This window comes from Actinomadura opuntiae, assembly GCF_030283205.1.
Taxonomy (GTDB): Bacteria; Actinomycetota; Actinomycetes; order Streptosporangiales; family Streptosporangiaceae; genus Spirillospora.
On record NZ_JASNWF010000013.1, the window covers coordinates 64540 to 87041 of the forward strand.

22 protein-coding genes are annotated in these 22502 nt (G+C 73.3%); 14 read left to right on the forward strand and 8 right to left on the reverse strand.

What is annotated here, in order from left to right; translation table 11 throughout:
• The 5 genes from QP089_RS27130 to QP089_RS27150 form a co-directional block, all read left to right on the forward strand.
• On the forward strand, positions 1-479 hold a 479-nt coding region (locus tag QP089_RS27130; protein WP_285915102.1), incomplete at its 5' end, for a glycerate kinase.
• Positions 480-600: 121 nt separating this feature from the next.
• Complete coding sequence (locus tag QP089_RS27135; RefSeq protein ID WP_285915103.1) at positions 601-1413, forward strand: SAM-dependent methyltransferase; 813 nt, start codon at positions 601-603, stop codon at positions 1411-1413.
• Between the two features lie 153 nt (positions 1414-1566).
• Positions 1567-2682: an alanine dehydrogenase gene (gene ald, locus QP089_RS27140; RefSeq protein WP_285915105.1), complete on the forward strand. Its 1116-nt coding sequence runs from the start codon at positions 1567-1569 to the stop codon at positions 2680-2682.
• A 43-nt stretch (positions 2683-2725) separates the two neighbouring features.
• Positions 2726-3325, forward strand: a complete 600-nt coding sequence (locus QP089_RS27145; protein WP_285915107.1) for a histidine phosphatase family protein — start codon at positions 2726-2728, stop codon at positions 3323-3325.
• Between the two features lie 76 nt (positions 3326-3401).
• Positions 3402-3701: a metal-sensitive transcriptional regulator gene (locus QP089_RS27150; protein ID WP_151546637.1), complete on the forward strand. Its 300-nt coding sequence runs from the start codon at positions 3402-3404 to the stop codon at positions 3699-3701.
• Here the strand turns inward: QP089_RS27150 and QP089_RS27155 are convergent.
• Positions 3685-4233 carry a MarR family winged helix-turn-helix transcriptional regulator gene (locus QP089_RS27155; RefSeq protein ID WP_285915110.1) on the reverse strand — a complete coding sequence of 183 codons (549 nt, stop codon included), beginning with the start codon at positions 4231-4233 and terminating at the stop codon, positions 3685-3687. The two genes, QP089_RS27150 and QP089_RS27155, sit on opposite strands and share 17 nt — an antisense overlap.
• Before the next feature lie 115 nt (positions 4234-4348).
• Here QP089_RS27155 and QP089_RS27160 point away from each other — a divergent pair, with 115 nt between their 5' ends.
• Positions 4349-5914 (forward strand): DHA2 family efflux MFS transporter permease subunit, encoded by a 1566-nt coding sequence (locus tag QP089_RS27160; protein WP_285915112.1) that lies wholly within the window; start codon positions 4349-4351, stop codon positions 5912-5914.
• A gap of 10 nt (positions 5915-5924) precedes the next feature.
• Here the strand turns inward: QP089_RS27160 and QP089_RS27165 are convergent, their stop codons facing one another.
• From QP089_RS27165 to ggt, 3 genes are all read right to left on the reverse strand, one after another.
• Entirely contained in the window at positions 5925-6839 is a 915-nt protein-coding gene (locus QP089_RS27165; RefSeq protein ID WP_285915113.1) for an oxygenase MpaB family protein, read from the reverse strand.
• 80 nt (positions 6840-6919) lie between these two features.
• The gene (cutA, locus tag QP089_RS27170) at positions 6920-7279 is read right to left on the reverse strand and encodes a divalent-cation tolerance protein CutA (protein WP_285915115.1); all 360 of its coding nucleotides are present in this window, start codon (positions 7277-7279) and stop codon (positions 6920-6922) included.
• Positions 7280-7331: 52 nt separating this feature from the next.
• Positions 7332-9191 (reverse strand): gamma-glutamyltransferase, encoded by a 1860-nt coding sequence (gene ggt, locus QP089_RS27175; RefSeq protein WP_285915116.1) that lies wholly within the window; start codon positions 9189-9191, stop codon positions 7332-7334.
• Positions 9192-9552: 361 nt separating this feature from the next.
• Here ggt and QP089_RS27180 point away from each other — a divergent pair, with 361 nt between their 5' ends.
• The 5 genes from QP089_RS27180 to QP089_RS27200 all read left to right on the forward strand — a co-directional run bounded on the left by QP089_RS27180 (position 9553) and on the right by QP089_RS27200 (position 15846).
• Entirely contained in the window at positions 9553-11535 is a 1983-nt protein-coding gene (locus tag QP089_RS27180; RefSeq protein WP_285915117.1) for an amino acid permease, read from the forward strand.
• Between the two features lie 160 nt (positions 11536-11695).
• Positions 11696-12520 (forward strand): NUDIX hydrolase, encoded by an 825-nt coding sequence (locus QP089_RS27185; RefSeq protein ID WP_285915118.1) that lies wholly within the window; start codon positions 11696-11698, stop codon positions 12518-12520.
• Between the two features lie 7 nt (positions 12521-12527).
• Positions 12528-13568 carry a serine/threonine-protein kinase gene (locus QP089_RS27190; RefSeq protein ID WP_285915120.1) on the forward strand — a complete coding sequence of 347 codons (1041 nt, stop codon included), beginning with the start codon at positions 12528-12530 and terminating at the stop codon, positions 13566-13568.
• Between the two features lie 12 nt (positions 13569-13580).
• The gene (locus tag QP089_RS27195; RefSeq protein ID WP_285915122.1) at positions 13581-14552 is read left to right on the forward strand and encodes a hypothetical protein; all 972 of its coding nucleotides are present in this window, start codon (positions 13581-13583) and stop codon (positions 14550-14552) included.
• 13 nt (positions 14553-14565) lie between these two features.
• On the forward strand, positions 14566-15846 hold the full coding sequence (locus tag QP089_RS27200) for an adenylosuccinate synthetase (RefSeq protein ID WP_285915124.1): 1281 nt from the start codon (positions 14566-14568) through the stop codon (positions 15844-15846).
• Here the strand turns inward: QP089_RS27200 and QP089_RS27205 are convergent.
• Positions 15801-17243, reverse strand: coding sequence for a purine-cytosine permease family protein (locus QP089_RS27205; protein ID WP_285915125.1), 1443 nt, complete (start codon positions 17241-17243; stop codon positions 15801-15803). The genes QP089_RS27200 and QP089_RS27205 overlap by 46 nt on opposite strands.
• Positions 17244-17277: 34 nt before the next feature.
• Entirely contained in the window at positions 17278-18240 is a 963-nt protein-coding gene (locus QP089_RS27210) for an isopenicillin N synthase family dioxygenase (protein WP_285915127.1), read from the reverse strand.
• 265 nt (positions 18241-18505) lie between these two features.
• On the opposite strand from QP089_RS27210, the gene QP089_RS27215 reads away from it, so the two are divergent.
• From QP089_RS27215 to QP089_RS27225, 3 genes are all read left to right on the forward strand, one after another.
• The gene (locus QP089_RS27215) at positions 18506-20476 is read left to right on the forward strand and encodes a hypothetical protein (protein ID WP_285915128.1); all 1971 of its coding nucleotides are present in this window, start codon (positions 18506-18508) and stop codon (positions 20474-20476) included.
• Between the two features lie 22 nt (positions 20477-20498).
• Positions 20499-21203 (forward strand): 3-keto-5-aminohexanoate cleavage protein, encoded by a 705-nt coding sequence (locus QP089_RS27220; RefSeq protein WP_285915130.1) that lies wholly within the window; start codon positions 20499-20501, stop codon positions 21201-21203.
• Between the two features lie 171 nt (positions 21204-21374).
• Positions 21375-21752 (forward strand): STAS domain-containing protein, encoded by a 378-nt coding sequence (locus QP089_RS27225; RefSeq protein ID WP_285915131.1) that lies wholly within the window; start codon positions 21375-21377, stop codon positions 21750-21752.
• 14 nt (positions 21753-21766) lie between these two features.
• Here the strand turns inward: QP089_RS27225 and QP089_RS27230 are convergent, their stop codons facing one another.
• Both QP089_RS27230 and QP089_RS27235 read right to left on the reverse strand, forming a co-directional pair.
• Entirely contained in the window at positions 21767-22063 is a 297-nt protein-coding gene (locus QP089_RS27230; protein ID WP_285915133.1) for an MTH1187 family thiamine-binding protein, read from the reverse strand.
• Positions 22064-22077: 14 nt separating this feature from the next.
• Complete coding sequence (locus tag QP089_RS27235; RefSeq protein ID WP_285915135.1) at positions 22078-22464, reverse strand: DUF7715 family protein; 387 nt, start codon at positions 22462-22464, stop codon at positions 22078-22080.
• Positions 22465-22502: the final 38 nt, after the last annotated feature.

The following is a 22502-nucleotide window of genomic DNA, read 5'->3' on the forward strand; positions in this document are numbered from 1 at the left end:
TGCTGGACGCGGGCCTGCGCCGCTGGGCGGACCTGGCCGAGGCGGCCTCCCGCCGGGCCGCGCGGGACCTGCCGGGCGCCGGCGCGGCGGGCGGCGTCGGGTTCGCCGCGCTGACCTTCCTCGGCGCGACCATCGAGCCGGGCGCCGCGCTGATGCTGGACCTGCTCGGCTTCGCCGGCCGGGCGCGCGGCGCGCACCTGGTCGTCACCGGCGAGGGCACGCTGGACACCCGGTCGCTGCGCGGCACCGCGCCGATCGGGGTCGCGCGCGCCGCCGCCCGCGCGGGCGCGCCGGTGATCGCGGTCGCCGGGCGGCGCGGGCTGACCGGTGAGCGGCTGCGCAAGGCCCGCATCCAGGCGGTGTACGCGCTGGACGACATCGAGCCGGACGCCGAGCGCCGCGTCCGGCGGGCCGGGCCGCTGCTGGAGCAGCTGACGGTCGCGATCGCCGACGAGTGGCTGCCCGGCCCCCGCCGCTGACGCCCGCCCGGAACGCTCCAGCGAACATTCCACGGTTCCCGGACGGGCGGCCGGACCGGCGTCTAAGATCAAGAACGGCGGCGGCATCCGGATAACTCGACAGCGGGACGGGCGGACGCACATGGCGGACGAGCGGCAGTACGACTGGGCATCACTCGGTATCGACGTCACCAAGCCGAGCATCGCGCGCACCTACGATGTCGTGCTGCGCGGCAAGGACAACTTCGAGGTCGACCGGGCGTTCGTGGACGAGATCGTCAAGATCGTCCCGGAGATCTACGACGTGGCCGACTACAACCGGCAGATCCTCGGGCGCGGCGTGCGGTACCTGGCGGGCGAGGCCGGGCTGCGCCAGTTCCTCGACCTCGGCTCGGGCCTGCCGACCGTGCAGAACACCCACCAGGTCGCCCAGTCCGTCGCGCCGGAGTCCCGGGTGGTCTACGTCGACAACGACCCGATCGTGCTGGCGCACGGGCGGGCGCTGCTGGCCGAGAACGAGCGGACGACGGTCGTCACCGCCGACGTCCGCGAGCCGGAGAAGATCCTCGCGCACGACGACGTCCGCCGCCTGATCGACTTCGGGAGCCCCGTCGCGGTGATGCTCGTCGGCATCCTGCACCACCTGCACGACGACGAGAACCCGCAGCACGTCGTGGACACGCTGATGGAGGCGGTGCCGTCCGGCAGCCACCTGTTCATCACGAGCTTCTGCGCGTCCAGCCAGGAGGCGGTCGACGCCGAGGTGCAGTACCAGGGGCTGCTCGGCACCGGCCGGTTCCGCACCCCCGAGGAGATCGAGGGCTGGTTCGGCGGCCTGGAGCTGCTGGAGCCGGGCGTGGTCCCGCTGCCGCTGTGGCGGCCCGACGGGCCCGTCCCGAGCGAGCTGACCGTCGGGCACCGGCTCATGTACGGGGGCATCGCCCGCAAGCCCTGACCGGCGCCCGCGCCGACCTGGGGGCCTTTACACAGTGTCATCGAAAAGGCCGAGGCCTTTGCAGGCTGCACGTGGCACGGAGAGCTCCGCGCACCGCACGCTGTAGGCGTGCGCACCGGCGTACGCCCTGGTCAGCGTTGACGGAGGAGCCCCGTGAAGATCGGCGTCCCGCAGGAGATCAAGAATCACGAGTACCGGGTGGCCATCACCCCGGCGGGGGTGCACGAGCTCACCCGGCACGGCCACGAGGTGTTCGTCGAGCGCGGCGCCGGCCTCGGCTCCCACATCCCCGACGACGACTACACCGCCGCGGGCGCCAAGATCCTCGACGGCCCGGACGAGGTGTGGGCCGAGGGCGACCTGATCCTCAAGGTCAAGGAGCCGATCGCGGCGGAGTACCACCGGATGCGCGCCGGCCAGACCCTGTTCACCTACCTGCACCTGGCCGCGTCCCGCGAGTGCACCGACGCGCTGCTGTCCGCCGGCGTCACCGCGATCGCCTACGAGACCGTCCAGCTGCCGGACCGCTCGCTGCCGCTGCTGGCCCCGATGTCGGAGGTCGCCGGGCGGCTCGCCCCGCAGGTCGGCGCGTACAACCTGATGGCCTCCAACGGCGGCCGCGGGGTGCTGCCGGGCGGCGTGCCCGGCGTCGCCCCGGCGAAGGTCGTGGTGATCGGCGGCGGCGTGTCCGGGCTGAACGCCGCGCAGATCGCCGTCGGGATGGGCGCCGACGTCACCGTCCTGGACCTCAACGTCGACCGGCTCCGCCACATCGACGCGATCTACCAGGGCCGGATGCGGACCCTGGTGTCCAACGCCTACCTGATCGAGCAGGAGGCCCGCGCGGCCGACCTGGTGATCGGCGCGGTGCTGATCCCCGGCGCCAAGGCGCCCAAGCTGATCTCCAACGAGCTGGTCGCCGGCATGAAGACCGGCTCGGTGCTGGTGGACATCGCCATCGACCAGGGCGGCTGCTTCGAGGACTCCCGCCCCACCACGCACGACGCCCCCACCTACACGGTGCACGGCTCGACGTTCTACTGCGTCGCCAACATGCCGGGCTCGGTGCCCAACACCTCGACGTACGCGCTCACCGGCGTCACCCTCCCCTACGCCGTGCAGATCGCAGACAAGGGCTGGCGCCGCGCCCTGCACGAGAACGCCGCCCTCGCCAAGGGCCTCAACACCCACGCCGGCGAACTGGTCTACGACCACGTCGCCGAAGCCCACGGCCTCCCCTACACCCGCCTGGCCTCGATCCTGGACTGAGCTCGCCGCGGCGCCCCCGGCGAAGGCCAATAGGGTGGGGCGCATGGGCCAACTGATCCTGCTGAGGCACGGCGAGACCGAGTGGAGCCGGGACCGCCGGCACACGGGGCGCACCGACCTGCCGCTGACCGCGCGCGGTGAGGAGCAGGCGCGGGCGCTGCCTTCACTGCTGGCGGGGCGGAGCATCGTCCGCGTGCTGGCCAGCCCGGCGGAGCGGGCCCGGCGCACCGCCGAACTCGCCGGCCTGAAGGTCGACGAGCACGACCCCGACCTGTGGGAATGGGACTACGGCGGCTACGAGGGGATCACGACGGCCGAGATCCGGCGGGACCGGCCGGACTGGTACCTCTGGAAGGACGGGGTGGTCCCGGGCGACGAAGCGCACCCCGGCGAGACCGTCGAGCAGGTCGGCGCGCGGACCGACGCCGTCCTCGCGCGGGTGCGGCCGCTACTGGCCGACGGCGACGTGGCGCTCGTGGCGCACGGGCACGTGCTGCGGGTGCTGACCGCGCGCTGGCTCGGGCTGGAGCCCGCGCTCGGGCGGGTCTTCGCGCTCGCCACCGGGACGCTGTCGACGCTCGGCACCGAGCACGGCCACCCGGTGGTCGCCTCGTGGAACGTCCCGGCCGATCCGACCGCATAAAATACCCCGAGGGGGATCTCCCCCGGCGGGGCGTCCCAGGGACCCGCGCGGCCCCGGAGTGATTGCGAGGACGGAGATGGCGACCAGCGAGACCCCCACCCGCGGGTACACCGCCACCAAGGACCAGCTGCAGACCCGGCTCGCCCGGATCGAGGGGCAGGTCCGCGGCATCGACCGGATGGTGGCCGACGACCGCTACTGCATCGACATCCTCACCCAGATCAGCGCCGTCCAGGCGGCCCTGGACAAGGTCGCGCTCGGGCTGCTGGACGGGCACGTCCGGCACTGCGTGGCCGAGGGGACGCAGGAGGGCAAGGGCGAGGAGATGTCCACCGAGCTGATGGCGGCGGTCGGGCGGCTCATGCGCCGCGGCTGACCCCGCCCCCGAGCGGGTCCTCGCGCGCGGCCCGCTCCATCATCTCCACCAGGGTCCGCCAGCCGTGCAGGAAGTGCTCGCGCTCGAGCGGGCCGAGCGCCTCCAGCGTCATCCGCAGGGGCCGCAGGCGCCGCCAGGCGAACCGCTCGACGAGGTCGCGGCGCTCCTCGTCCAGGCTGACGATCATGCGGCGGCGGTCCCGCTCGTCCGGGCGGCGCACCACGAAGCCGCCGCGCTGCAGCTCGCCGACGAGCTGGCTGACGGTCGCGGGGCTGAGCGCCAGGTGCCGGGCGAGCACCCCGACCGGGACGGGCCCGTCGAGCACCAGGCGGATCAGCACGGGCACGTGCCGGGGGCCGAGCCCGGCGTCCTTGACCAGGCCGGTCAGCTCCTCGGCCTCGCCGTGCGCCGCCGAGCCCTTCATGCCGCGGAACATCCGGCCCATGATCTGGACCATCGCCTCCAGGTCGGCGTCCACGCCGGTGCCCGTACCGGCGTCGGCACCGGCGGCCGCGCCTGATTTCCCGGACATACCTTGAATTTCAACACATTCCGTGTTGCAGTGTAAATACGTTGAACTTCAAGCCGTTTCAAGCTTTCAGCAACGGGGACACGGGGCAACCGGAGCACACACGAGGGGGCCGACCATGGCCGAGAGCCCGCCCACCGACCTCGCGCCGCCGGGCGCGTCCGCCGCCACCGAACGGCTGGACCGGCAGGTGATCCTGCTCGGCCTGGTCATCGTCTCCGGGACCGTCATGGCGATCCTGGACACCACCATCGTCAACGTGGCCCTGCAGACGCTCGGCAAGGACTTCCACGCGAGCCTGTCCACCATCCAGTGGACGATCACCGGCTACACGCTCGCGCTCGGCACGGTCATCCCGATCACCGGCTGGGCGGTCGACCGGTTCGGCGGCCGCCGGGTGTGGATGCTGTCGATCGTGCTGTTCGTCGCCGGTTCGGCGCTGTCGGGCGCGTCCTGGAACATCGAGTCGCTCATCGTCTTCCGCGTCCTGCAGGGGCTCGGCGGCGGCATGCTGATGCCGACCGGCATGGCCATCCTCACCATGGCCGCCGGGCCGCGGCGGATGGGCCGCATCATGAGCATCGTGGGCGTGCCGATGCTGCTCGGGCCCGTCCTCGGCCCGGTGATCGGCGGCTGGCTGGTCGAGGACGTCGACTGGCGCTGGATCTTCTTCGTCAACCTCCCGGTCGGCGCGCTCGCCTTCGCCCTCGCCTGGTGGAAGGTGCCGCACGAGCAGGAGGGGCAGGGCGGGGGCGGCTCCTCGGCGCTGGACCTGCGCGGGCTGTTCCTGCTGCCTCCGGGGTTCGCGCTGCTGATCTACGGGCTGTCCACCACCAACCGCAACGGCGGTTTCGGGAGCACCTCCACGATCGCCTGGCTGGTCGCGGGCGCCGTCCTGGTGACGCTGTTCGTGCTGCACAGCCTGCAGCGGCGGGAGCGCTCGCTGATCGACGTGCGGCTGTTCACCGACCGGACGTTCGCGACCGCGTCCGTCGCGGTGTTCCTCGTCGGCATCGCACTGATGGGCTCGATGCTGCTGATCCCGCTGTACTACCAGACCGCCCGCGGCGAGGGCGCGCTCGCGGCCGGGCTGCTGCTGGCCCCGCAGGGCCTCGGCGCCGCCACCGCAATGCCGTTCTCCGGCATCGTCACCGACAAGCTCGGCGCCGGACGGATCGTCCCGGTCGGCATCGTGCTGCTGGTGGTCGGGACCATCCCGTTCGCACTGGTCGGCGCGCACACCTCGTACTGGGTCCTCGGCGGCGCGCTGTACGTGCGCGGTCTCGGCCTCGGCTGCACCATGATGCCGACGATGTCGGCCGCGCTGACCACGCTGGCCCGCTCGGCGGCGTCGCGGGCGAGCAGCACGCTGAACATCCTCGTCCAGCTCGGCGGCTCGGTCGGGGTGGCGCTGCTGGCCGTGATCCTGTCCCGCCAGATCAGCTCGCGGCTGCCGCAGGCGGGCGGCAACGGCGGCACCGCCGGGGTGGGCGCCATTCCGGACCGGATCCGCGAGCAGGTCGCGCCGAAGCTCGCCGACGCGTTCGGCACGACGTTCTGGGTCTCGATGGTCCTCACCGCGGTGCTGATCGTCCCGGCGCTGCTGCTGCCCAAGCACGGCAAGGACGCCGGCGAGGGACCGGACGCGGCCGCGAAGGGCGGGGCTCCCCCGCCGATCGCCTGACGGGCCCGTCTCAGGACGCCATCGACCAGCCGGCCGGGTCCTCGTGCGCGCGCATGAGGCGCCTGGCCCGCTGGGCGTCCGGCGAGTACCGGAACCGCTCCGGCACGACGTGGGTCGTCCGGTACAGGCCCTTGAGCGCGAGCGTCGCGGCGAGGTCGGACGTCGGCAGCCCGGGCAGCCCGTACATGCGCCGGGCCCAGCGCGGCAGCGTCGACACCACCAGCATCGCGACGCCCGGCGCGGCCAGCTTCAGCGGCATCAGGTGCTGCGGGACGGCCGGGCTGAACATCCGCTTGAGCCCCTCGCGCGCCTCCCGGCACGCGAAGATCCGCCGCCGCATCCCCTCGTAGTACTCCTTCATCTCGGCGACCGAGGCCGGCACGTCCGCCGGGTCCAGGCCGACGACGGCGGCGGCGCGGCGCTGCTCGTCCACGAACGCGTCGGCGTCCGCGGCGGTCAGCGGCACGCCGGCGCGGCGCGCCACGTCGAGGTAGGAGTCGACCTCGCCCATGTGCACCCAGAGCAGGTTCTCGGGATCGCCGACCGGGAACGTCTCGCCGGTGCGCAGGTCGAGGCCGGTGAGCTTGGAGTGCAGCTTGCGGACGCGGCGGCCCACCCGCTCGACCTCGTCGTGCGTGCCGTAGGTCCGCACCCGGACGAACTCGACCGTCCGGCCGAGCCGCGCCCACGCGGCGTCGGGGTTCATCAGCTCGGAGTTCTGCGCGGTGCCCCACATCGTCCGGGGATGCAGCGCCTGCAGCAGCAGCGCCCGGATCCCGCCGACGATCAGCACCGGCTCGCCCATCACCCGCCAGGTGACCGAGCCCGGCCCGAACAGGCCGGTGTCCTCGCGCTCCCCGATCCCGCGGACCTCGAACTCCTCGCGCACGTCGACCGCCTTCCTCTCCGCGGCCGAGGAAACCACGCCGGCCACGGTAAATGAAGACTTACCCGGCTGTGGCGTCGGTCACACGCGCGCACCGGCCGCGCCGGTCGCCAGCCGCGCTAGTCGACGGGCTCGTCCACCGCGTCGTCGCGCTCGCCGGGCTCGGTCTGCTCGGCGACCCAGGCGAGGTAGTCCAGGCTGCCCGCCACCACCGGCGTCGCGATGATCTCCGGGGTGTCGTAGGAGTGCAGGTCGGTGATCAGGGTGGCCAGCTCGTCGAAGCGGTCGGCGGTGGTCTTGAACACCACCATCCACTCCTCGGCCGACTCGATCTCGCCCTCCCACCAGTAGGTGCTCGCGATCGGGCCGACGAGCTGGGCGCACGCGGCGAGCCGTTCGGCGACCGCCGACCGGGCCAGCCCGGCCGCCTCGGACCGGGCGTCGGTCGTGGTCGTCACCTGCACGTAAGACTGCGCCATGAGAGCACTACTTCCCGCTCGCCCGGCCCCGCACGCGTGCCCGCACAGATCATCACCGGGAGTCCGGGCGGACGACCATCGCGCTGCCGCCGCCGCGCCGGACCGGCTCGGCGACCGCCTGGACGAGCCCGGGCCGCAGGAACTCCAGGCCGGTGGCCGCGCCGATCACGCCCGCCGGCGGGCCGGGGAACACCTCCAGCCGGTGCCCGCGCGCCGCGAGGCCCCTGCCGTACCGGTCGATGAACGCCTGCTCGGCGAAGACCTGCGGGGTGTTGCGCTGGGTGGCGCGCGGCGCGGCCAGCGCGGCGGGCAGGTCCATGCCGAGGTCGATCCGGTTCACCAGGATCTGCAGGACGGTCGTGATGATCGTGGATCCGCCGGGGGTGCCGAGCGCCAGCCGCGGCCGGCCGTCCTGCAGCACGATCGTCGGCGAGATGCTGCTGCGCGGCCGCTTGTGCGGGCCGGGCAGGTTCGGGTCGGGCAGGCCGCCGGGCGCCGACGGCGTGAAGGAGAAGTCGGTCAGCTCGTTGTTCAGCAGGAAGCCGCGGCCGGGGACGGTGAGGGCGCTGCCGCCGAACTGCTCGATCGTCACGGTGTAGGAGGCGACGTTCCCCCACTTGTCGGCGACGACGAGGTGGGTGGTCTGCGGTCCCTCGGCGGCGAGCACGCGGGTCTGCGTGCCGGACGGGACGCACGGCTCATATCGGCCGTCGGGGCTGCCGGGCGCGACGGGCGCGGTGGCGGCCTCGCCGGGCTTGATCAGGCAGGCGCGCTCGCGGGCGAACCCCTGCGACAGCAGCTCGTCCAGCGGCACCTTCACCTGGGCGGGGTCGCCGACGTAGGCGCCGCGGTCGGCGTAGGCGAGCTTCGACGCCTCCAGGTAGTAGTGCAGCGCGGTGACGGGGTCGCGCGGGTCGAGGCGGAAGTTGCCCAGGATGTTGAGCGCCTCGCCGACCGTGGAGCCGCCGGAGGACGACGGCGGTTCCCCGTACACGTCGTAGCCGCGGTAGGCGACGTGTGTGGGCTGCTTCGGCAGCGCCTTGTAGGCGGCCAGGTCGCTGGTCTTCATGACCCCCGGCCGGACCTTCCGCGTCGCCTTCGGGTCGACCGGCGGCCGGGTGACCGTGCTGACGATCTCCTTGCCCAGCTCGCCCCGGTAGAGCCAGCCGATGCCGTGCTCGGCGATCTGCCGGTAGGTGTTCGCCAGGTCGGGGTTCTTGAAGACCGAGCCGACCGCCGGCGGCTCGCCGCCGGGCAGGAACAGCTTCCGGGTCGGGACGATGTCGCGGAAGCGGTCCGCGTTCACGGCGGTCTGGTCGTGGAACTCCTGGTCCACCACGAACCCGCGCTCGGCGACCTTGATCGCCGGCTGCAGCAGCGTGCTCAGCCTGCGGGTGCCGAACCGGTGCAGCCCGAGGTCCCACTGGGCGAGCGTTCCCGGCACGCCGACGCTGAGCCCGCTGGTGACGGCGTCGGCGAACGAGAGCGGCTTGCCCGTCGCCGGGTCGATGAAGTAGTCCTCCTTCATCGACGCCGGGCCGAACTCGCGGCCGTCGAGCGCGTACACCTTGCGCGACCTGGCGTCGTAGTAGGTCATGTAGCCGCCGCCGCCGATGGCCGACACGTACGGTTCGGTGACGCCGAGGGCGGCGCCCGCCGCGACGGCGGCGTCCATCGCGTTGCCGCCCCGCTTGAGGATCTCCAGGGCCGCGCGGCTCGCGTCCGGGTCGACCGTGGAGACCGCGCCGCCGTAGCCGGTGGCGACGGGCTGCTTGGGCGGCGGGCGGTGCCCCGGCGGGGACGCCGCGGCGGCGGCCGGGACGGCCAGCGCCGCCGTGACGGCGACCGCGGCGGCGAGCGCGGTGCGGCGGAGGGCTCCGGAGGGCGAGGGGCGCTGTGCTGGGCGGGACACCGAACCTCCTGTGGGACGCGGCGTCCCTACGGTGTCACCGATCTTCGCCGATTGCCACCGTCCGCACCGGCCGACCCCGGCCGCCGCGGGGCCGCCGGGGCCGCGGATCGAAAGCGCTTTCCTTCGGAATGGCGGTATTGGTGGGAACGGTCCACCGGAAACGGCCCCGGTATCGCCCCCTCACCTGCGGCTCCTTCCGCCATACTGGCGGACCGTGGTTTGGCAGCATCCGACAACAGACGCTCGACGGCAATCCGCTGGAAAACGTTGCGATTATGGTCATACCTGGTGAATTCTTAGGGACTTCGACCAACCGTCTCTCGCGAACAGCGGCGCGGGTTCGGGCCAGGGGGGAACACCTATGACCTGGGACGTCCGCATGCGCAACAACATGTTCCGCCGGCTGCCGGTGGAGCAGGCGACCGGCCGGCTGTACGGCGGCCGGCACCGGCTCCGCGTGGTGTACCGGACCCGGGACCTGGTCGTGCTCGGGCTCGGCGTGATGATCGGCTCCGGCATTTTCAAGATCTCCGGAGAGCAGGCCGCGACCACCGCCGGCCCCTCGGTGATCATTTCCTTCCTGATCGCCGGCGGCGTCTGCTTCCTCGCCGCGCTGTCCTACGCGGAGCTGTCGTCCATCGTGCCGGTGGCGGGCAGCGCCTACTCCTTCAGCTACGTCGCGTTCGGCGAGATCTGGGCGTGGGTGGTCGGCTGGGCGCTGGTGCTGGAGCTGCTGCTGGCCGCGTCGGTCGTCGCGCGGGCCTGGTCGCTGTACGCCGCGCAGGCGCTCGCCGACTTCGCGGTGCCGGTGCCGTCCTGGCTCGCCGGGATCATCGGGCAGGAGAAGGGCTTCGACCTGTTCGCGTTCGGCATCCTGGTCCTGCTGATCGTGATGCTGGCCACCGGCAGCCGGATGAGCCTGCGCAGCCTGTGGTTCATGGTGATGGCCAAGCTGATCGTGATCGGGCTGGTCGTGGCGACCGGGCTGAAGTTCTTCCACGCCGGCAACCTCACCCCGTTCGTGCCGCCCGAGCGGCCCGCGCCGGCCGGCGCCGAGACCGTGCTCGACGCCGTGCTCGGCGCGGTCACCGGCAGCAGGCCCGAGGTGTTCGGCATCTGGGGGATCTTCGCCGCCGCGCCCGCGATCGCGTTCGCCTACATCGGCTTCGACCTGATCGCCACCGCGTCCGAGGAGACCGACGACGCGCCCCGCAAGGTGCCGCGCGGGATGCTGACCAGCCTGGCGATCGCCGTCGTGCTGTACGTCGCGGTCGCGGTCGCGATGGTCGGCATGGTCTCCCCCGACCGGCTGGATCCGGCCAAGCCGCTGCTGGCGACGGCGTTCGGGCTGGTGGGCGCGGACTCCATGGGCAAGATCATCGACGTCGGCGCGGTGCTGGCGCTGACCACCGTGATCCTGGTGGTGCTGATCAGCCTGACCCGGGTGGTGTTCTCGATGTCGCGGGACGGGCTGCTGCCCCGCCCGATCGCCGGGATGAGCCGCTACCGGGTGCCGTCGCGGGCCACGCTCGTCGCGGGCGGCGCGGCCGTGGTGATGTCGCAGAGCGTCAACGTGCTGACGCTGGAGCAGATGGTGGTGATCGGGACGCTGTTCGCGTTCCTGTTCGTCTCGGCGGGCGTGCTCGCGCTGCGCCGCGACCGTCCCGACCTGCACCGCCCGTTCCGCGTCCCGGCCGCGCCGGTCACCGCCGTCGCGACGATCCTGGCGACCGGCTGGCTGATGCTGAACCTGAAGGTCCAGACCTGGGGCTACTTCACCGTCTGGATGGCCGCCGGGATCCTGATCTACCTGGTGTACGGCCGGCGCAAGAGCCAGATGAAGCTGCTGCTGGACGCCCCGCCGCCCGCGCGTCCGGTCGCCGCCCGGATGGAGGCGCCGCCGCCCGGCGTGGCGCCCTTCGAGGGCGCGGCGGGCTTCGACGCGTTCGGTGGTTCGACGCCGCCGGACGGGTTCCCGGCGGTGGGCCGGCACGGGACGGGCGGGCGGCCGAACGTCCCCGCGCCGGAGAGCCCGTACCCGACCGGCCGTTACTCGGCGGGCCGCCGCGAGCCTCATGCGCGGGAGTCGGGTCCGTACGGGCGGGAGGGCACCGCGGAACCGCCGGCCGATCCGTACGCGCTCGATCCGGACGTGCCGAACCCGTTCGCGTCCGGTCCGCATCCGGCGGCCGGGCGGTACGGGCCCGAGGAGCTCGGCTCCAACCCGTACGAGGGCGGACGGTACGGAACCGGCCCTTACACGCGGGACCCGTACGTCCAGGAGCCGTACGAGGACGGCGAGCGCGAGGAGCCGCCCTATCCCGGCGGCCGCCACCGCCGCTGACGATCCACTCGTCGAGCGCCGTTTCCCCAGGTGGGGAGGCGGCGCTCTGCGCGTGCACGAAACCGGCTGGACATACCGCCCGTCCCGGGGTTATGTTCTTCTCATATCGAGATGAACTCATACTGAGATTTACTCAGAGCGAGACCATGGTGAGGCGCGGATGACCCCGGACCCGATGCGCGACGAGAGCGAGTTCCTCGCGAACTACGACCCGCGCGCCTACGACCCCGTCGCGGTGACCGTGGACGTCGTCGCCCTCACCATCCGGGACGGGTCGCTGCACGTCCTGCTCGTCCGCCGCGGCAACGCGCCGTTCGAGGGGATGTGGGCGCTGCCCGGCGGGTTCGTCCACGCGGGTGGCCGGCGCGAGGCCGAGGACCTGCCGGACGCCGCCGTCCGCGAGCTGGCCGAGGAGACCGGGCTCAGCGGGAAGGACGGCGCGCTCGGGCGCGTCCACCTGGAGCAGCTCGGCACCTACGGCGCGCCCGGCCGCGACCCGCGCATGCGCGTCATCTCCGTCGCCTACCTGGCGTTCGCGCCCGAGCTGCCGGACCCCGAGGCGGGCGGCGACGCCGCCGACGCGGCCTGGGCGCCGGTGGGCGCGCTCGGCCTGACCGAGTCCGGCGACCAGCGGCCCGGCACGACGCGGCGGCTCGCCTTCGACCACGCGCGGATCCTCACCGACGGCCTGGAGCGCGCCCGCGGCAAGCTGGAGTACACCCCGCTCGCCACGGCGTTCTGCGGCGGCGAGTTCACCATCCCCGAGCTGCGCGCCGTCTACGAGGCGGTCTGGGGCGAGGAACTGCACGCCGGCAACTTCCACCGCAAGGTGCTGTCGGTCCCCGGCTTCGTGGAGAGCACCGGTGCCACGTCCGACAAGGGCGGCCGGCGCGGCGGTCCCCGGCCCCGGCTCTACCGCGCGGGCGACGCCCGCCTCCTGCATCCCGCACTGCTGCGTCCCGGCCGCGAGGAAGAGATCAGGTGATCCCCCGATGGACGACGTGAACATCCGCGAACTCGACGACGCGCTGGCCCGCCTCGGCCGCGCCCGCGTCCCCGCCGACCTGTTCGGCGACGACTCCGCCGAGGCGGCGCGGCGCTACCGGCGGCTCGTCCGGCTCGTCCACCCGGACGCGACCGGCGGCCGGACGCGCGACGCGTTCGTCCGGCTGAACGCGCTGTGGCGCACCTACAACCGGTCCGACCCGGCCGTCGTCACCACCCGCCGGCACTCCTACCGCATCGCGGGCGACTCGGTCTCCGGCGACCTCGCCCAGCTGTACCGGGCCGCGACGGACGCCGCGGCGGGCGAGGTGCTGCTGAAGATGCCGCGCGACCCGCGCGACGGCGACCTGCTGGAACGCGAGGCCGTCGCGCTGCGCCAGCTCCCCAAGGACGGGGACGGGCGGTTCCTGCCGTACGTCCCGCGCCTGGTCGAGTCGTTCCGGCACCAGGACGCCGCGACGGGCGGGCTGCGGCAGTCGAACGCCATCGCCGCGCTCGACGGCTTCCGCAGCCTGGCCGAGGTCAGGGCCGCCTTCCCCGGCGGCGTCGACCCGCGCGACGCGGCGTGGATGTGGCGGCGGCTGCTGGTCGGGCTCGGGTTCGCGCACCGCGCGGGCGTCCTGCACGGCGCGGTGCTGCCCGACCACGTCATGATCCACCCGGAGGAGCACGGGCTGGTCCTGGTCGACTGGTGCTACTCCGTTCCCGGCTGCTACGCGCACGCCGACCCGTCCGGGCGCGTCCCCGCGCTGGTGGAGCGGTACCGCGACTGGTACCCGCCGGAGGTCCCGGCGCGGCGTCCCGCGAGCCAGGCCACCGACCTCTTCATGGCCGCCCGGTGCATGACCGACCTGATGGGCGACCGGGCGCCCAAGGCGATGCGCATGTTCGCGCGCGGCTGCCTGCTGACCGCGCAGAACCGCCGTCCCCACGACGCCTGGCGGCTGCTGGCGGAACTCGACGAGCTGCTCGAACGGCTCTACGGCCCGCGGCGCTTCCGCCCCTTCCACCTGCCCGTCACCCACTGAAGGAGAAGATCCATGGGAAGCGGAAACTGGTCCACCGACGTCTACGCGGCGCGCGCGAGCTACCGCGCGTCCACCGGCGCGAGCGCGTTCGCCTACAGCGACGGCGGCGCGACCGCCGTCCACTCCGACCTCGACCCGCACGGCGTGACCGTCCGGGAGAGCCGCGACTCCGACGACCACCCCGAGTCGCTGGCGATCGGCGTGCTGTTCGACGTCACCGGCTCGATGGGCACCGTGCCGCGCACGCTGCAGACCAAGCTGCCCGACCTGCTCGGCCTGCTGCTGCGCAAGGGGTACGTCGAGCACCCGCACATCCTGTTCGGCGCGGTCGGCGACGCCACCTGTGACCGGGCGCCGCTGCAGATCGGGCAGTTCGAGGCCGACAACCGGATGGACGACGACCTCGGCAAGATCCTGCTGGAGGGCGGGGGCGGCGGCCAGATGCGCGAGTCCTACGAGCTGGCCATGTACTTCATGGCCCGGCACACCTCGATCGACTGCTTCGAGAAGCGCGGCAAGCGCGGCTACCTGTTCATGATCGGCGACGAGCTGGCCTACCCGAAGATCAAGCGGCGCGAGGTCGCCAAGGTCATCGGCGACGAGCTGGAGCGCGACCTGCCGATCGCGGACGTGCTGCGCGAGCTCCAGCGGATGTACGAGGTGTACTTCATCATCCCCGAGGGCGCCTACCACTCCGGCAGCCGCGAGCTGAAGGACTTCTGGCAGGGGCTGCTCGGCCAGCACGTCCTCTACCTCGACGATCTCGACGCGGTGTGCGAGACGATCGCGCTGACCGTCGGGCTCGCCGAGGACGCCATCGACCTGGACGAGGGCCTGGACCACCTGGCCGAGGCCGGCTCGGACGCCGGCGCGTCGGTGTCGCGGGCGCTGGCCCGGCTGGACGCGTCGCGCACGCCGGTCGCGGTGTCGGCGACGCCGCCCGGACTGGACGCCTCCGGGCCGTCCGCCACGACGCGGCTCTGAGGTCGAGGCCGCGATGGGGCACGTCATCGTCGTCGATCTCGGGTACGGGGACGCGGGCAAGGGCACGGTCGTCGACCACCTCTGCCGCGCGTCCCCGGTGACGGCGGTCGTCCGGTTCAACGGGGGCGCGCAGGCGGCGCACAACGTCGTGACGGACGACGGGCGGCACCACACGTTCGCCCAGTTCGGCTCGGGGACGTTCGTCCCAGGCGTGCGGACGCACCTGTCGCGGTTCATGCTGGTCGACCCCCTCTCCCTCGCCGCCGAGGCCGACCACCTGCGGCGGCTCGGCGTCGGCGACGCGCTCGACCGGCTCACCGTCGACCGGGACGCGCTCCTCACCACGCCGTACCACCGGGCCGCCAACCGCGCGCGGGAGCGGGCGCGCGGCGCGGCCCGGCACGGGTCGTGCGGCATGGGCATCGGCGAGACCGCGTCGTACGCGCTCGCGCACGATGACGCACCGCGCGCGGGCGACTGCCTGTCGCCCGCGCGGCTGCGGCGCCGGCTCACCGCGCTCCACGACTGGTACCGCGACACGTTCCCCTCCGGTGGCGACGTCCCGGACGTCGACGCCTGCGCCGAGGCGTTCACCGCGTTCGCCGACCGGGTCCGGATCGTCGGCGGCGGCCATCTGCACACCCTGCTGCGCTCCGGCGACGTGGTGTTCGAGGGCGCGCAGGGCGTCCTGCTGGACGAGTGGCACGGCTTCCACCCGTACACCACCTGGTCGACCACGACGTTCGCCAACGCCGAGACGCTGCTGGCCGAGGCGGGCGCGACGGCAGCGCGGCTCGGGGTCCTGCGGACGTACGCGACCCGGCACGGTCCCGGCCCGTTCGTCACCGAGGACGCGGCGCTGACCGCCGCGCTCCCCGACCCGCACAACGGCACGGGCCCGTGGCAGGGCGCGTTCCGCGTCGGCCACCTCGACGCCGTCGCGCTCCGGTACGCGCTGGAGGTCACCGACGGCGTGGACGGCCTGGCGGTCACGCATCTGGACGTCGCGGGGGCGCGTCCCGACCTGCGCGTCTGCCACGCCTACGCGACGCCGGACGGGCGGCTGGACCGGCTGCCTGCCGGCGAGGGCGACCTGGACCGCCAGGCCGCCCTCACCCGCCGGCTGGCGTCGGCGCGGCCGGTCTACGCGCCGCTCGGCCGCCCGGCCGCGACGATCGAGGACGCGCTCGGCGTCCCGGTCGTCCTCACCTCGCACGGCCCGGCGGCCGCGGACAAGCGCCCCACCGGTCAGCCGCTCTCGCGGAACCCCGGCACCTTGCGCAGGACCGCGTAGAGCAGCGCCGCCAGGACGAACCCGACCGCGAACGTGATGTCGCCGAACGAGGGGTGGTGGCTCGGCACGATCCCGACGTACTTCTCCTGGTTGGAGAACAGCCACACCGACACCACGACGGCGACCGCCATCGCCGCGGGCCCGGCCCAGTTGCGGCGCCGGACGTCGAAGACCATGGCGTCCACCCGCGCGTCCGCGTCCCGCACCGACCAGACCCCGCGCCGCAGCACCAGGTCGGCCAGCACCACGCCGAGCCACGGCCCGATCCAGTACGCGATGACCAGCAGGAACGCCTCGTAGTCGTGGCCGGCGTCGTCCAGCCCGAAGTAGGCGACGACGAGCCCGACCGCGCCGAACGCCCCGGCGACCAGCGCGCGCTGCAGCCGCACCGGCAGCGGCAGCCGGATCCCCGTCGCGACGAACGACATGGACCCGGAGTAGATGTTGATCGCGTTGGCGCCGACCGCGCCGACCGCGATGACCAGCAGGGTGAGGTTCGCGACGAGGGAGGGCAGGTGCCCGGTGAACGCACCGGTCGGGTCGGCGAGCGCCTCGCCGCCGAGCGTCGCGGACGCCGCGCCGACGATCTGCAGGACGGTGCAGCCGGCGAAGACGCCGAGCGACGCCCACAGGCCCGCGGCGCGCGGGCTCGTCCTGGCCGGCAGGTAGCGGGTGTAGTCGGCGGCGTAGGGGTTCCAGCCCGCCGCGTACCCGAAGCTCGCGCCGACCACGATGAGGAACGCGCCGATCCCGCCCGGTCCGGCCCCGGCAGGCGCGGGCGCGCCGGTGTCCGCCTTCGCCAGGATGATCACCGACGCGATGCCGAACACCACCGCCAGCACCGGGAACGCGTACCGCTCGTAGGCGTGCACGAGGTTGTGCCCGAAGAACGCGACCCCCGCCTGCAGCGCGACCACGATCGCCAGGCACAGCGGCTTCGGCATCCCGGTCAGCGTGTTGAGCGCCAGCGACCCGCTGACGCTGTTCACCGCGAACCAGCCGACGCCGCCCGCCACCGAGTTGATCGCGGACGGCAGTATGTTGCCGCGGTGCCCGAACGGGACCCGGCCGAGCACCATCTCCGGCACCCCGTAGCGGGGGCCGCGCGCCGACAGGACCGCGTGCGTCACCGAGCCGAGCAGCGTGCCCACCACGATCGCGGCGGTGGCCTGCCAGAACGTCAGCCCGAACGCGGCGACCGCGAGCACGCCGAGGAACACCGTCGCGAACTCCAGGTTCGGCGACGTCCAGGTCCACAGCAGGTTGAGCGGCCGGCCGTGCCGCTCGTCGAGGGGGATGAAGCCGGCGCCGCCCGGCTCGACGGCGGCGACCCGGGCGCCGTAGTCGCCCTCGCGGACGACCGCGCCCGCGGGCACGCCTTCTTTTATCTCCGTCATGGGGGGACCTTTCAGCTGTTCCGGCGAAGCGCGCTCAGGCGAGGGTGATGGCGTCGAGGCGTTCGAGGAGGAAGTCGTGCGCGCGGACGGCCGCACCGCCGGCGGTACGTCCGACGGGCGGGCCGAGCGGCTCGACGCGGGTGTCCGGGTCGCACTCGTAGAAGAAGATCAGCGACACGAGCTCCTCGTCCGGGGCGCTCGGGTCCGGCGGCAGGACGCGGTGCCGGTTGGACTTCCAGCGGCCGCCGGTCCAGTGGGCGAGCAGGTCGCCGACGTTGATGGTGAAGGAGTCCTCGACCCACGGGGCGTCCACCCAGCCGGCCTCGTCGGAGTGCACCTGGAGGCCGCCCACCCCGTCCTGCCGGTCCAGGACCGTGACGGTGCCGAAGTCGGTGTGCGGGCCGATCCGGAACTGGCCGGGCTCCGGCTCCCCGAGCTGCGACAGCGGCGGGTAGCGGTTGATGTTCAGCGTGAAGGACGGGTGCAGGGCGTGCGCCGTGAAGAAGCCCGACGGCAGGCCGAGCGCGACCGCGCACAGCGCGAGCAGGTCGTCCGACAGCCGCTTCATCCGGGCCAGGTAGCGCGTCAGCAGCGCCTCCAGCTCCGGCACCTCGTCCGGCCACACGTTCGACAGGAACCACTCGGCGTCGAAGAACGGGTCGCCGGTCGGGCGGTCCGCGCCGACCGCGAACGTCTCCTTCAGGTCCGGCGGCGTCGCGGTGCCCTCGGCGTACCCGTTGGCCTCGACGCCGGGCGGCAGCCAGCCGCGCTCCCCCACGGTCGCCGCGTACCGCCGCTTGGCCTCCTGCGGCAGCGCGAAGAACCGCTTCGCGGCGGCGCGGATCGCGTCCCGTTCCGCGGCGGGCACCCCGTGCCTGGTGACGACCAGGAAGCCGATCTCGCTCAGCGCGGCGTCGACCCGCGCGGCCACGGTGGCGCGGTCGCGCTCACCGCCGCGGAACCAGGGGGCGAGGTCGACGATCGGGACGGCTGTCATGGAACGGTCCTTTCCGAGCGGGTGCGGCGCTGCGCTCACTATCGCTGGCGATCAAGGCCGGATCACCCCCCGAAACGGAGATGAAACCGTCACTTCGGAAGAATTAACGTGGTCGGAACACACGGGGGCCGGTGGCCCTCCGGACGGTCCCCGGATGACCGGCATCGGCCGACTTCGGACGCCCATTGACCCGGGGCCGCGGTGAGACCAAGATCTCCCCGAACGCCGCGGATCTCCCCGGAGGTGGACGATGCGTGCCCGGTCCTTGCGTGCCCTGTCTCTGCGCGCCCTCGCTTCGGGCGCGGCTCCGGCCCTGGCCGCGGCCCTGCTCGCCGTGACGCCGGCGTCCGCCGACACCGCCCCCGCGGGCGGCGACGGCTGCGACCCGATCGACCCGGCGTCGTGCCTGCTGCCGTTCCCGAGCAACTGGTACACCAGGGCCGATCCGCACACCGCCACCGGCCTGCGCGTCGACATGCGCACGACGTTGAAGAACGCGCTCGGCCTGCCCGTCTCGCCGGACGAGTGGAACCGGGCGGACGGCTTCTCCCCCGGCTCGGACCTGCTCGCCCGCGTCCCCGGCGTGGACCTGGCGCGCAGCGGCGCCGCGCCCGTCACCGACATCGGCGCGTCGCTGAAGCCGGACGCGCCGATCGTCCTTGTCGACACCGCGACCGGGCAGCGCTGGCCGTACTGGGCCGAACTGGACGCCAACGCGCCCGACGACCGCAAGGCGCTGATCGTCCGGCCCGCGAAGAATCTCGTCGAGGGCCACCGCTACGCGGTCGCGCTGCGGAACCTGCGCGACGCGTCCGGGAACCTGCTCGGGCCGAACGCGGCGTTCAGCAAGATCCTCGGCCCGGCGCTGCCGTCGACCGACCCGCTGCACGCGCGGCAGAAGGCCGAGAAGAAGGTGCTCGCCGACCTCGCCGGGCGCGGCGTCGGCACGAACGGCCTGTACCTGGCCTGGGACTTCACCGTCGCCAGCGCGCGGAGCATCGCCGGCCCGATGCTGCACGTCCGCGACGACGCGCTCCGCAAGCTCGGGAACGCGTCGCCGTCGTTCCTGGTCACGAAGGTGACCAACGACGTCGACGACAAGATCGCGCGTGAGGTGAAGGGCGTCGTGTGGGCGCCGAGCTACCTCGACCAGTACGGCGGGCTCCCCGGATCGGCGTTCCACTACGGCAAGGACGGCCTCCCCGCGCAGCTGCCCGGCAACAGCCAGGCCGTCCCGTTCCAGTGCGAGATCCCGAAGGCCGCGTTCGGCAAGCCCGCGAACCCCGCCCTCTACGGGCACGGCCTGCTCGGCAGCGAGGGCGAGGTCGACGCCGGGAACGTCAAGGCGATGGCCGCCGAGCACGACTTCGTGTTCTGCGCGACCAAGTGGATCGGCATGTCCGACGAGGACGTCCCGAACGTCATCTCCGCGCTCGCCGACATCACCCGGTTCCGCACCGTCGCCGACCGCCTCCAGCAGAGCATGCTGAACTTCGTCTTCCTCGGCCGCGCGATGACCCGCGGCTTCGCCGGCAACGCGGCCTTCCAGGACGGCGCGGGCAAGCCGCTGATCGCGCCCGGCGCGCCGCTCACCTACGACGGCAACAGCCAGGGCGGCATCATGGGCGGCGCGCTCACCGCGGTCTCCCCCGACCTGCACCGCTCCGTCCTCGGCGTCCCGGCGATGAACTACAGCACGCTGCTCAACCGCAGCGCCGACTTCCCGCAGTACGCCAAGGTCCTCGACCTGTTCTACCCCGACAAGCTCGACCAGCAGATCGGCCTCGCGCTGATCCAGATGCTGTGGGACCGCGGCGAGGCCGACGGCTACGCCTGGCACATGACCGACGACCCGTATCCGGGCACGCCGAAGCACCAGGTTCTGATGCACGTCGCGTTCGGCGACCACCAGGTCGCGACCGTCGCCGCCGAGGTCGAGGCCCGTACGATCGGCGCCCGGATCCACGCCCCGACCGTCCGGCCCGGACGCAGCCTCGACAAGGTCCCGTACTGGGGCGTCCCGACGTTCGGCGCGTCCACCGGCGGCTCGGCGATGGTCGTCTGGGACAGCGGCTCCCCCGCCCCGCCGACCACCAACACGCCGCCCACCGAAGGCCGCGACCCGCACTCCGACCCGCGCGGCAACGCCGACGCGCGGAAGCAGAAGGCGATCTTCCTGACCACCGGGCAGACCGTCGACGTCTGCGGCGGCGGCCCCTGCGTGATCACCCCCTGACGCGCGCTGGGAGAATCGGATCATGCTCCAGGTCTGCCCCAACGGGACGCGGGCCGCGGGCGTCCCGGTCACGCCGGACGAGCTCGCGACCGCCGTGCGCGCGGCCGTCGACGTCGGCGCGCAGGACGTCCACCTGCATCCCCGCGACGACACCGGCGCCGACACCCTGGACCCCGGCCACGTCGCCGCCGCGCTGTCGGCCGTCCGCGAGGCCGCGCCGGGCGTGCCCGTCGGCGTCACCACCGGCGCGTGGACCGCCGCCGACGCCGCCGAGCGCGCGGCGCTGATCCGGTCGTGGACCGTCCTGCCCGACCACGCGTCGGTCAACTTCCACGAGGACGGCGCCGAACGCGTCGCCGAGACCCTCCTCGACCGCGGCGTCGCCGTGGAGGCCGGGATCTTCTCCGGCACCGAGGCCGCCGCGCGCTTCCTGCGCTGGCCTCGCGCCCGCGAGGTGCTGCGCGTCCTCGCCGAGGTCACCGACACCGACCCCGAGTCCGCCACCGACGCCGCGAAGGACCTCCTGCACGCGCTCGGCACCGGCCACGGCCGCCCGGTCCTGCTGCACGGCGAGGACGGCGGCGCCTGGCCCGTGCTGCGGCTCGCCGTCCGGTTCAACCTCGACACCCGCATCGGCCTGGAGGACGTCCTCACCCTCCCGGACGGCACCGCGGCGGTCGACAACACCGCCCTCGTCCAGACGGCGAAGACGCTGATGACCGGATAACGGCGGGTACGGAACCCGCCGGCGGCGCCCGCCCGGCGTCCCCGCTCACCTGGCTGGACGGATCGGAACGAACAGGAACGGGCCGATGCCCCGCAACGGGTTGGCAACCTTACGTGCTCGCGCGATGCTTTTGAGTCACCGGACAGGCCGGCTCAACCGACTGGGGGCACCGTGAAGGACACCGCCGTCGCCATGGTCGTCATCGAACACGAGCGGCACACCACCGTGCTGCTGACCGGGGAGATGGACCGGGCGTCCGCCCCCGCCGTCCGGACGCGGCTGATGCACTTCGCCGCCCGCCCCATCGTCCTGGACGTCGCCGGCGTCTCCTTCTTCGACGCCGAGGGCATGCGCGCCGTCGCGCACTGCGCCCGCCGCTGCGAGGACAACGGCGCCGCCCTCGCGGTGGTCGGCGCCCGGCCCTTCGCCCAGCGCATGTTCCGCGTCCTCGGCCTCGACGAGCGCATCCCCCTGTGCTCCTCGATGGACGAGGCCCTCTGGTGCGCCCTCCCGCGCAGCGACGACGAGATCGCCGCCTGGCTGGCCTAGCCGCGGCGCGGCGCTCAGCCGGCCGACAGGTACCGCTCGACCGACTCCACCTTCGCGTCCAACGCGCCCGTCACCCCCGGCCGCAGATCGGCCTTCACCACCAGGCTCACCCGCGGCGCCCGCGCGGCCACCGCGTCCGTGGCGGCCTTCACCACCGCCATCACCTCGTCCCACTCCCCCTCCACCGTCGTGAACATCGCGTCGGTGCGGTTCGGCAGGCCGCTGGCCCGCACCACCCGCACCGCCTCCGCGACCAGTTCACCGACGTCCTCCCCCGTGCCGAGCGGGGTCACCGAGAACGCGACGAGCACAACGCACCTCCTGATCAGGGCTGCACCACCTGCCTCACCACGATCTCATTCAGCCGCCGCTCCACGATCGCCCCCACCGGCCAGTCGCGCACCAGGCAGCGCAGCAGCGCCGCGTCGTGCTCGGCGAACGACGGATCGCAGCCCTGCTGCTCCAGGCTGGAGCGGATCGCCTCCACATAGTCCTCGTCGGTGAACCCCGGCACGTCCCGCACCATCGCCGTCGTCGTCGCACGGTGCGAGTTCAGCCCGGCGAACGAGCGGCCGCACCCGCAGCCGCCGTCCGGGTCGTCCCGGTCACGGGCGCACACCACGCCGATGTGCACCAGCTCGCCCTCGACGCACCAGTCGAAATCGTTGTCGCGCAAACCCTGGCCGGCGTTGGTGGCAGTGAGCAGCTTCAAGGCCATACCCCCTCGGCGTCCGTGGACCAGCCCACCGT

Bases quoted from the DNA above. Each gene is read 5' to 3' on its own strand.
- QP089_RS27180 (WP_285915117.1), top strand. From the start codon at position 9,553: ATGACCTGGGACGTCCGCATGCGCAACAACATGTTCCGCCGGCTGCCG.
- QP089_RS27145 (WP_285915107.1), top strand. From the start codon at position 2,726: ATGGGCCAACTGATCCTGCTGAGGCACGGCGAGACCGAGTGGAGCCGG.
- QP089_RS27220 (WP_285915130.1), top strand. From the start codon at position 20,499: ATGCTCCAGGTCTGCCCCAACGGGACGCGGGCCGCGGGCGTCCCGGTC.
- QP089_RS27195 (WP_285915122.1), top strand. From the start codon at position 13,581: ATGGGAAGCGGAAACTGGTCCACCGACGTCTACGCGGCGCGCGCGAGC.
- QP089_RS27200 (WP_285915124.1), top strand. From the start codon at position 14,566: ATGGGGCACGTCATCGTCGTCGATCTCGGGTACGGGGACGCGGGCAAG.
- QP089_RS27185 (WP_285915118.1), top strand. From the start codon at position 11,696: ATGACCCCGGACCCGATGCGCGACGAGAGCGAGTTCCTCGCGAACTAC.
- cutA (WP_285915115.1), bottom strand. From the start codon at position 7,279: ATGGCGCAGTCTTACGTGCAGGTGACGACCACGACCGACGCCCGGTCC.
- QP089_RS27155 (WP_285915110.1), bottom strand. From the start codon at position 4,233: ATGTCCGGGAAATCAGGCGCGGCCGCCGGTGCCGACGCCGGTACGGGC.
- QP089_RS27150 (WP_151546637.1), top strand. From the start codon at position 3,402: ATGGCGACCAGCGAGACCCCCACCCGCGGGTACACCGCCACCAAGGAC.
- QP089_RS27190 (WP_285915120.1), top strand. From the start codon at position 12,528: ATGGACGACGTGAACATCCGCGAACTCGACGACGCGCTGGCCCGCCTC.
- QP089_RS27210 (WP_285915127.1), bottom strand. From the start codon at position 18,240: ATGACAGCCGTCCCGATCGTCGACCTCGCCCCCTGGTTCCGCGGCGGT.
- QP089_RS27135 (WP_285915103.1), top strand. From the start codon at position 601: ATGGCGGACGAGCGGCAGTACGACTGGGCATCACTCGGTATCGACGTC.
- QP089_RS27205 (WP_285915125.1), bottom strand. From the start codon at position 17,243: ATGACGGAGATAAAAGAAGGCGTGCCCGCGGGCGCGGTCGTCCGCGAG.
- QP089_RS27160 (WP_285915112.1), top strand. From the start codon at position 4,349: ATGGCCGAGAGCCCGCCCACCGACCTCGCGCCGCCGGGCGCGTCCGCC.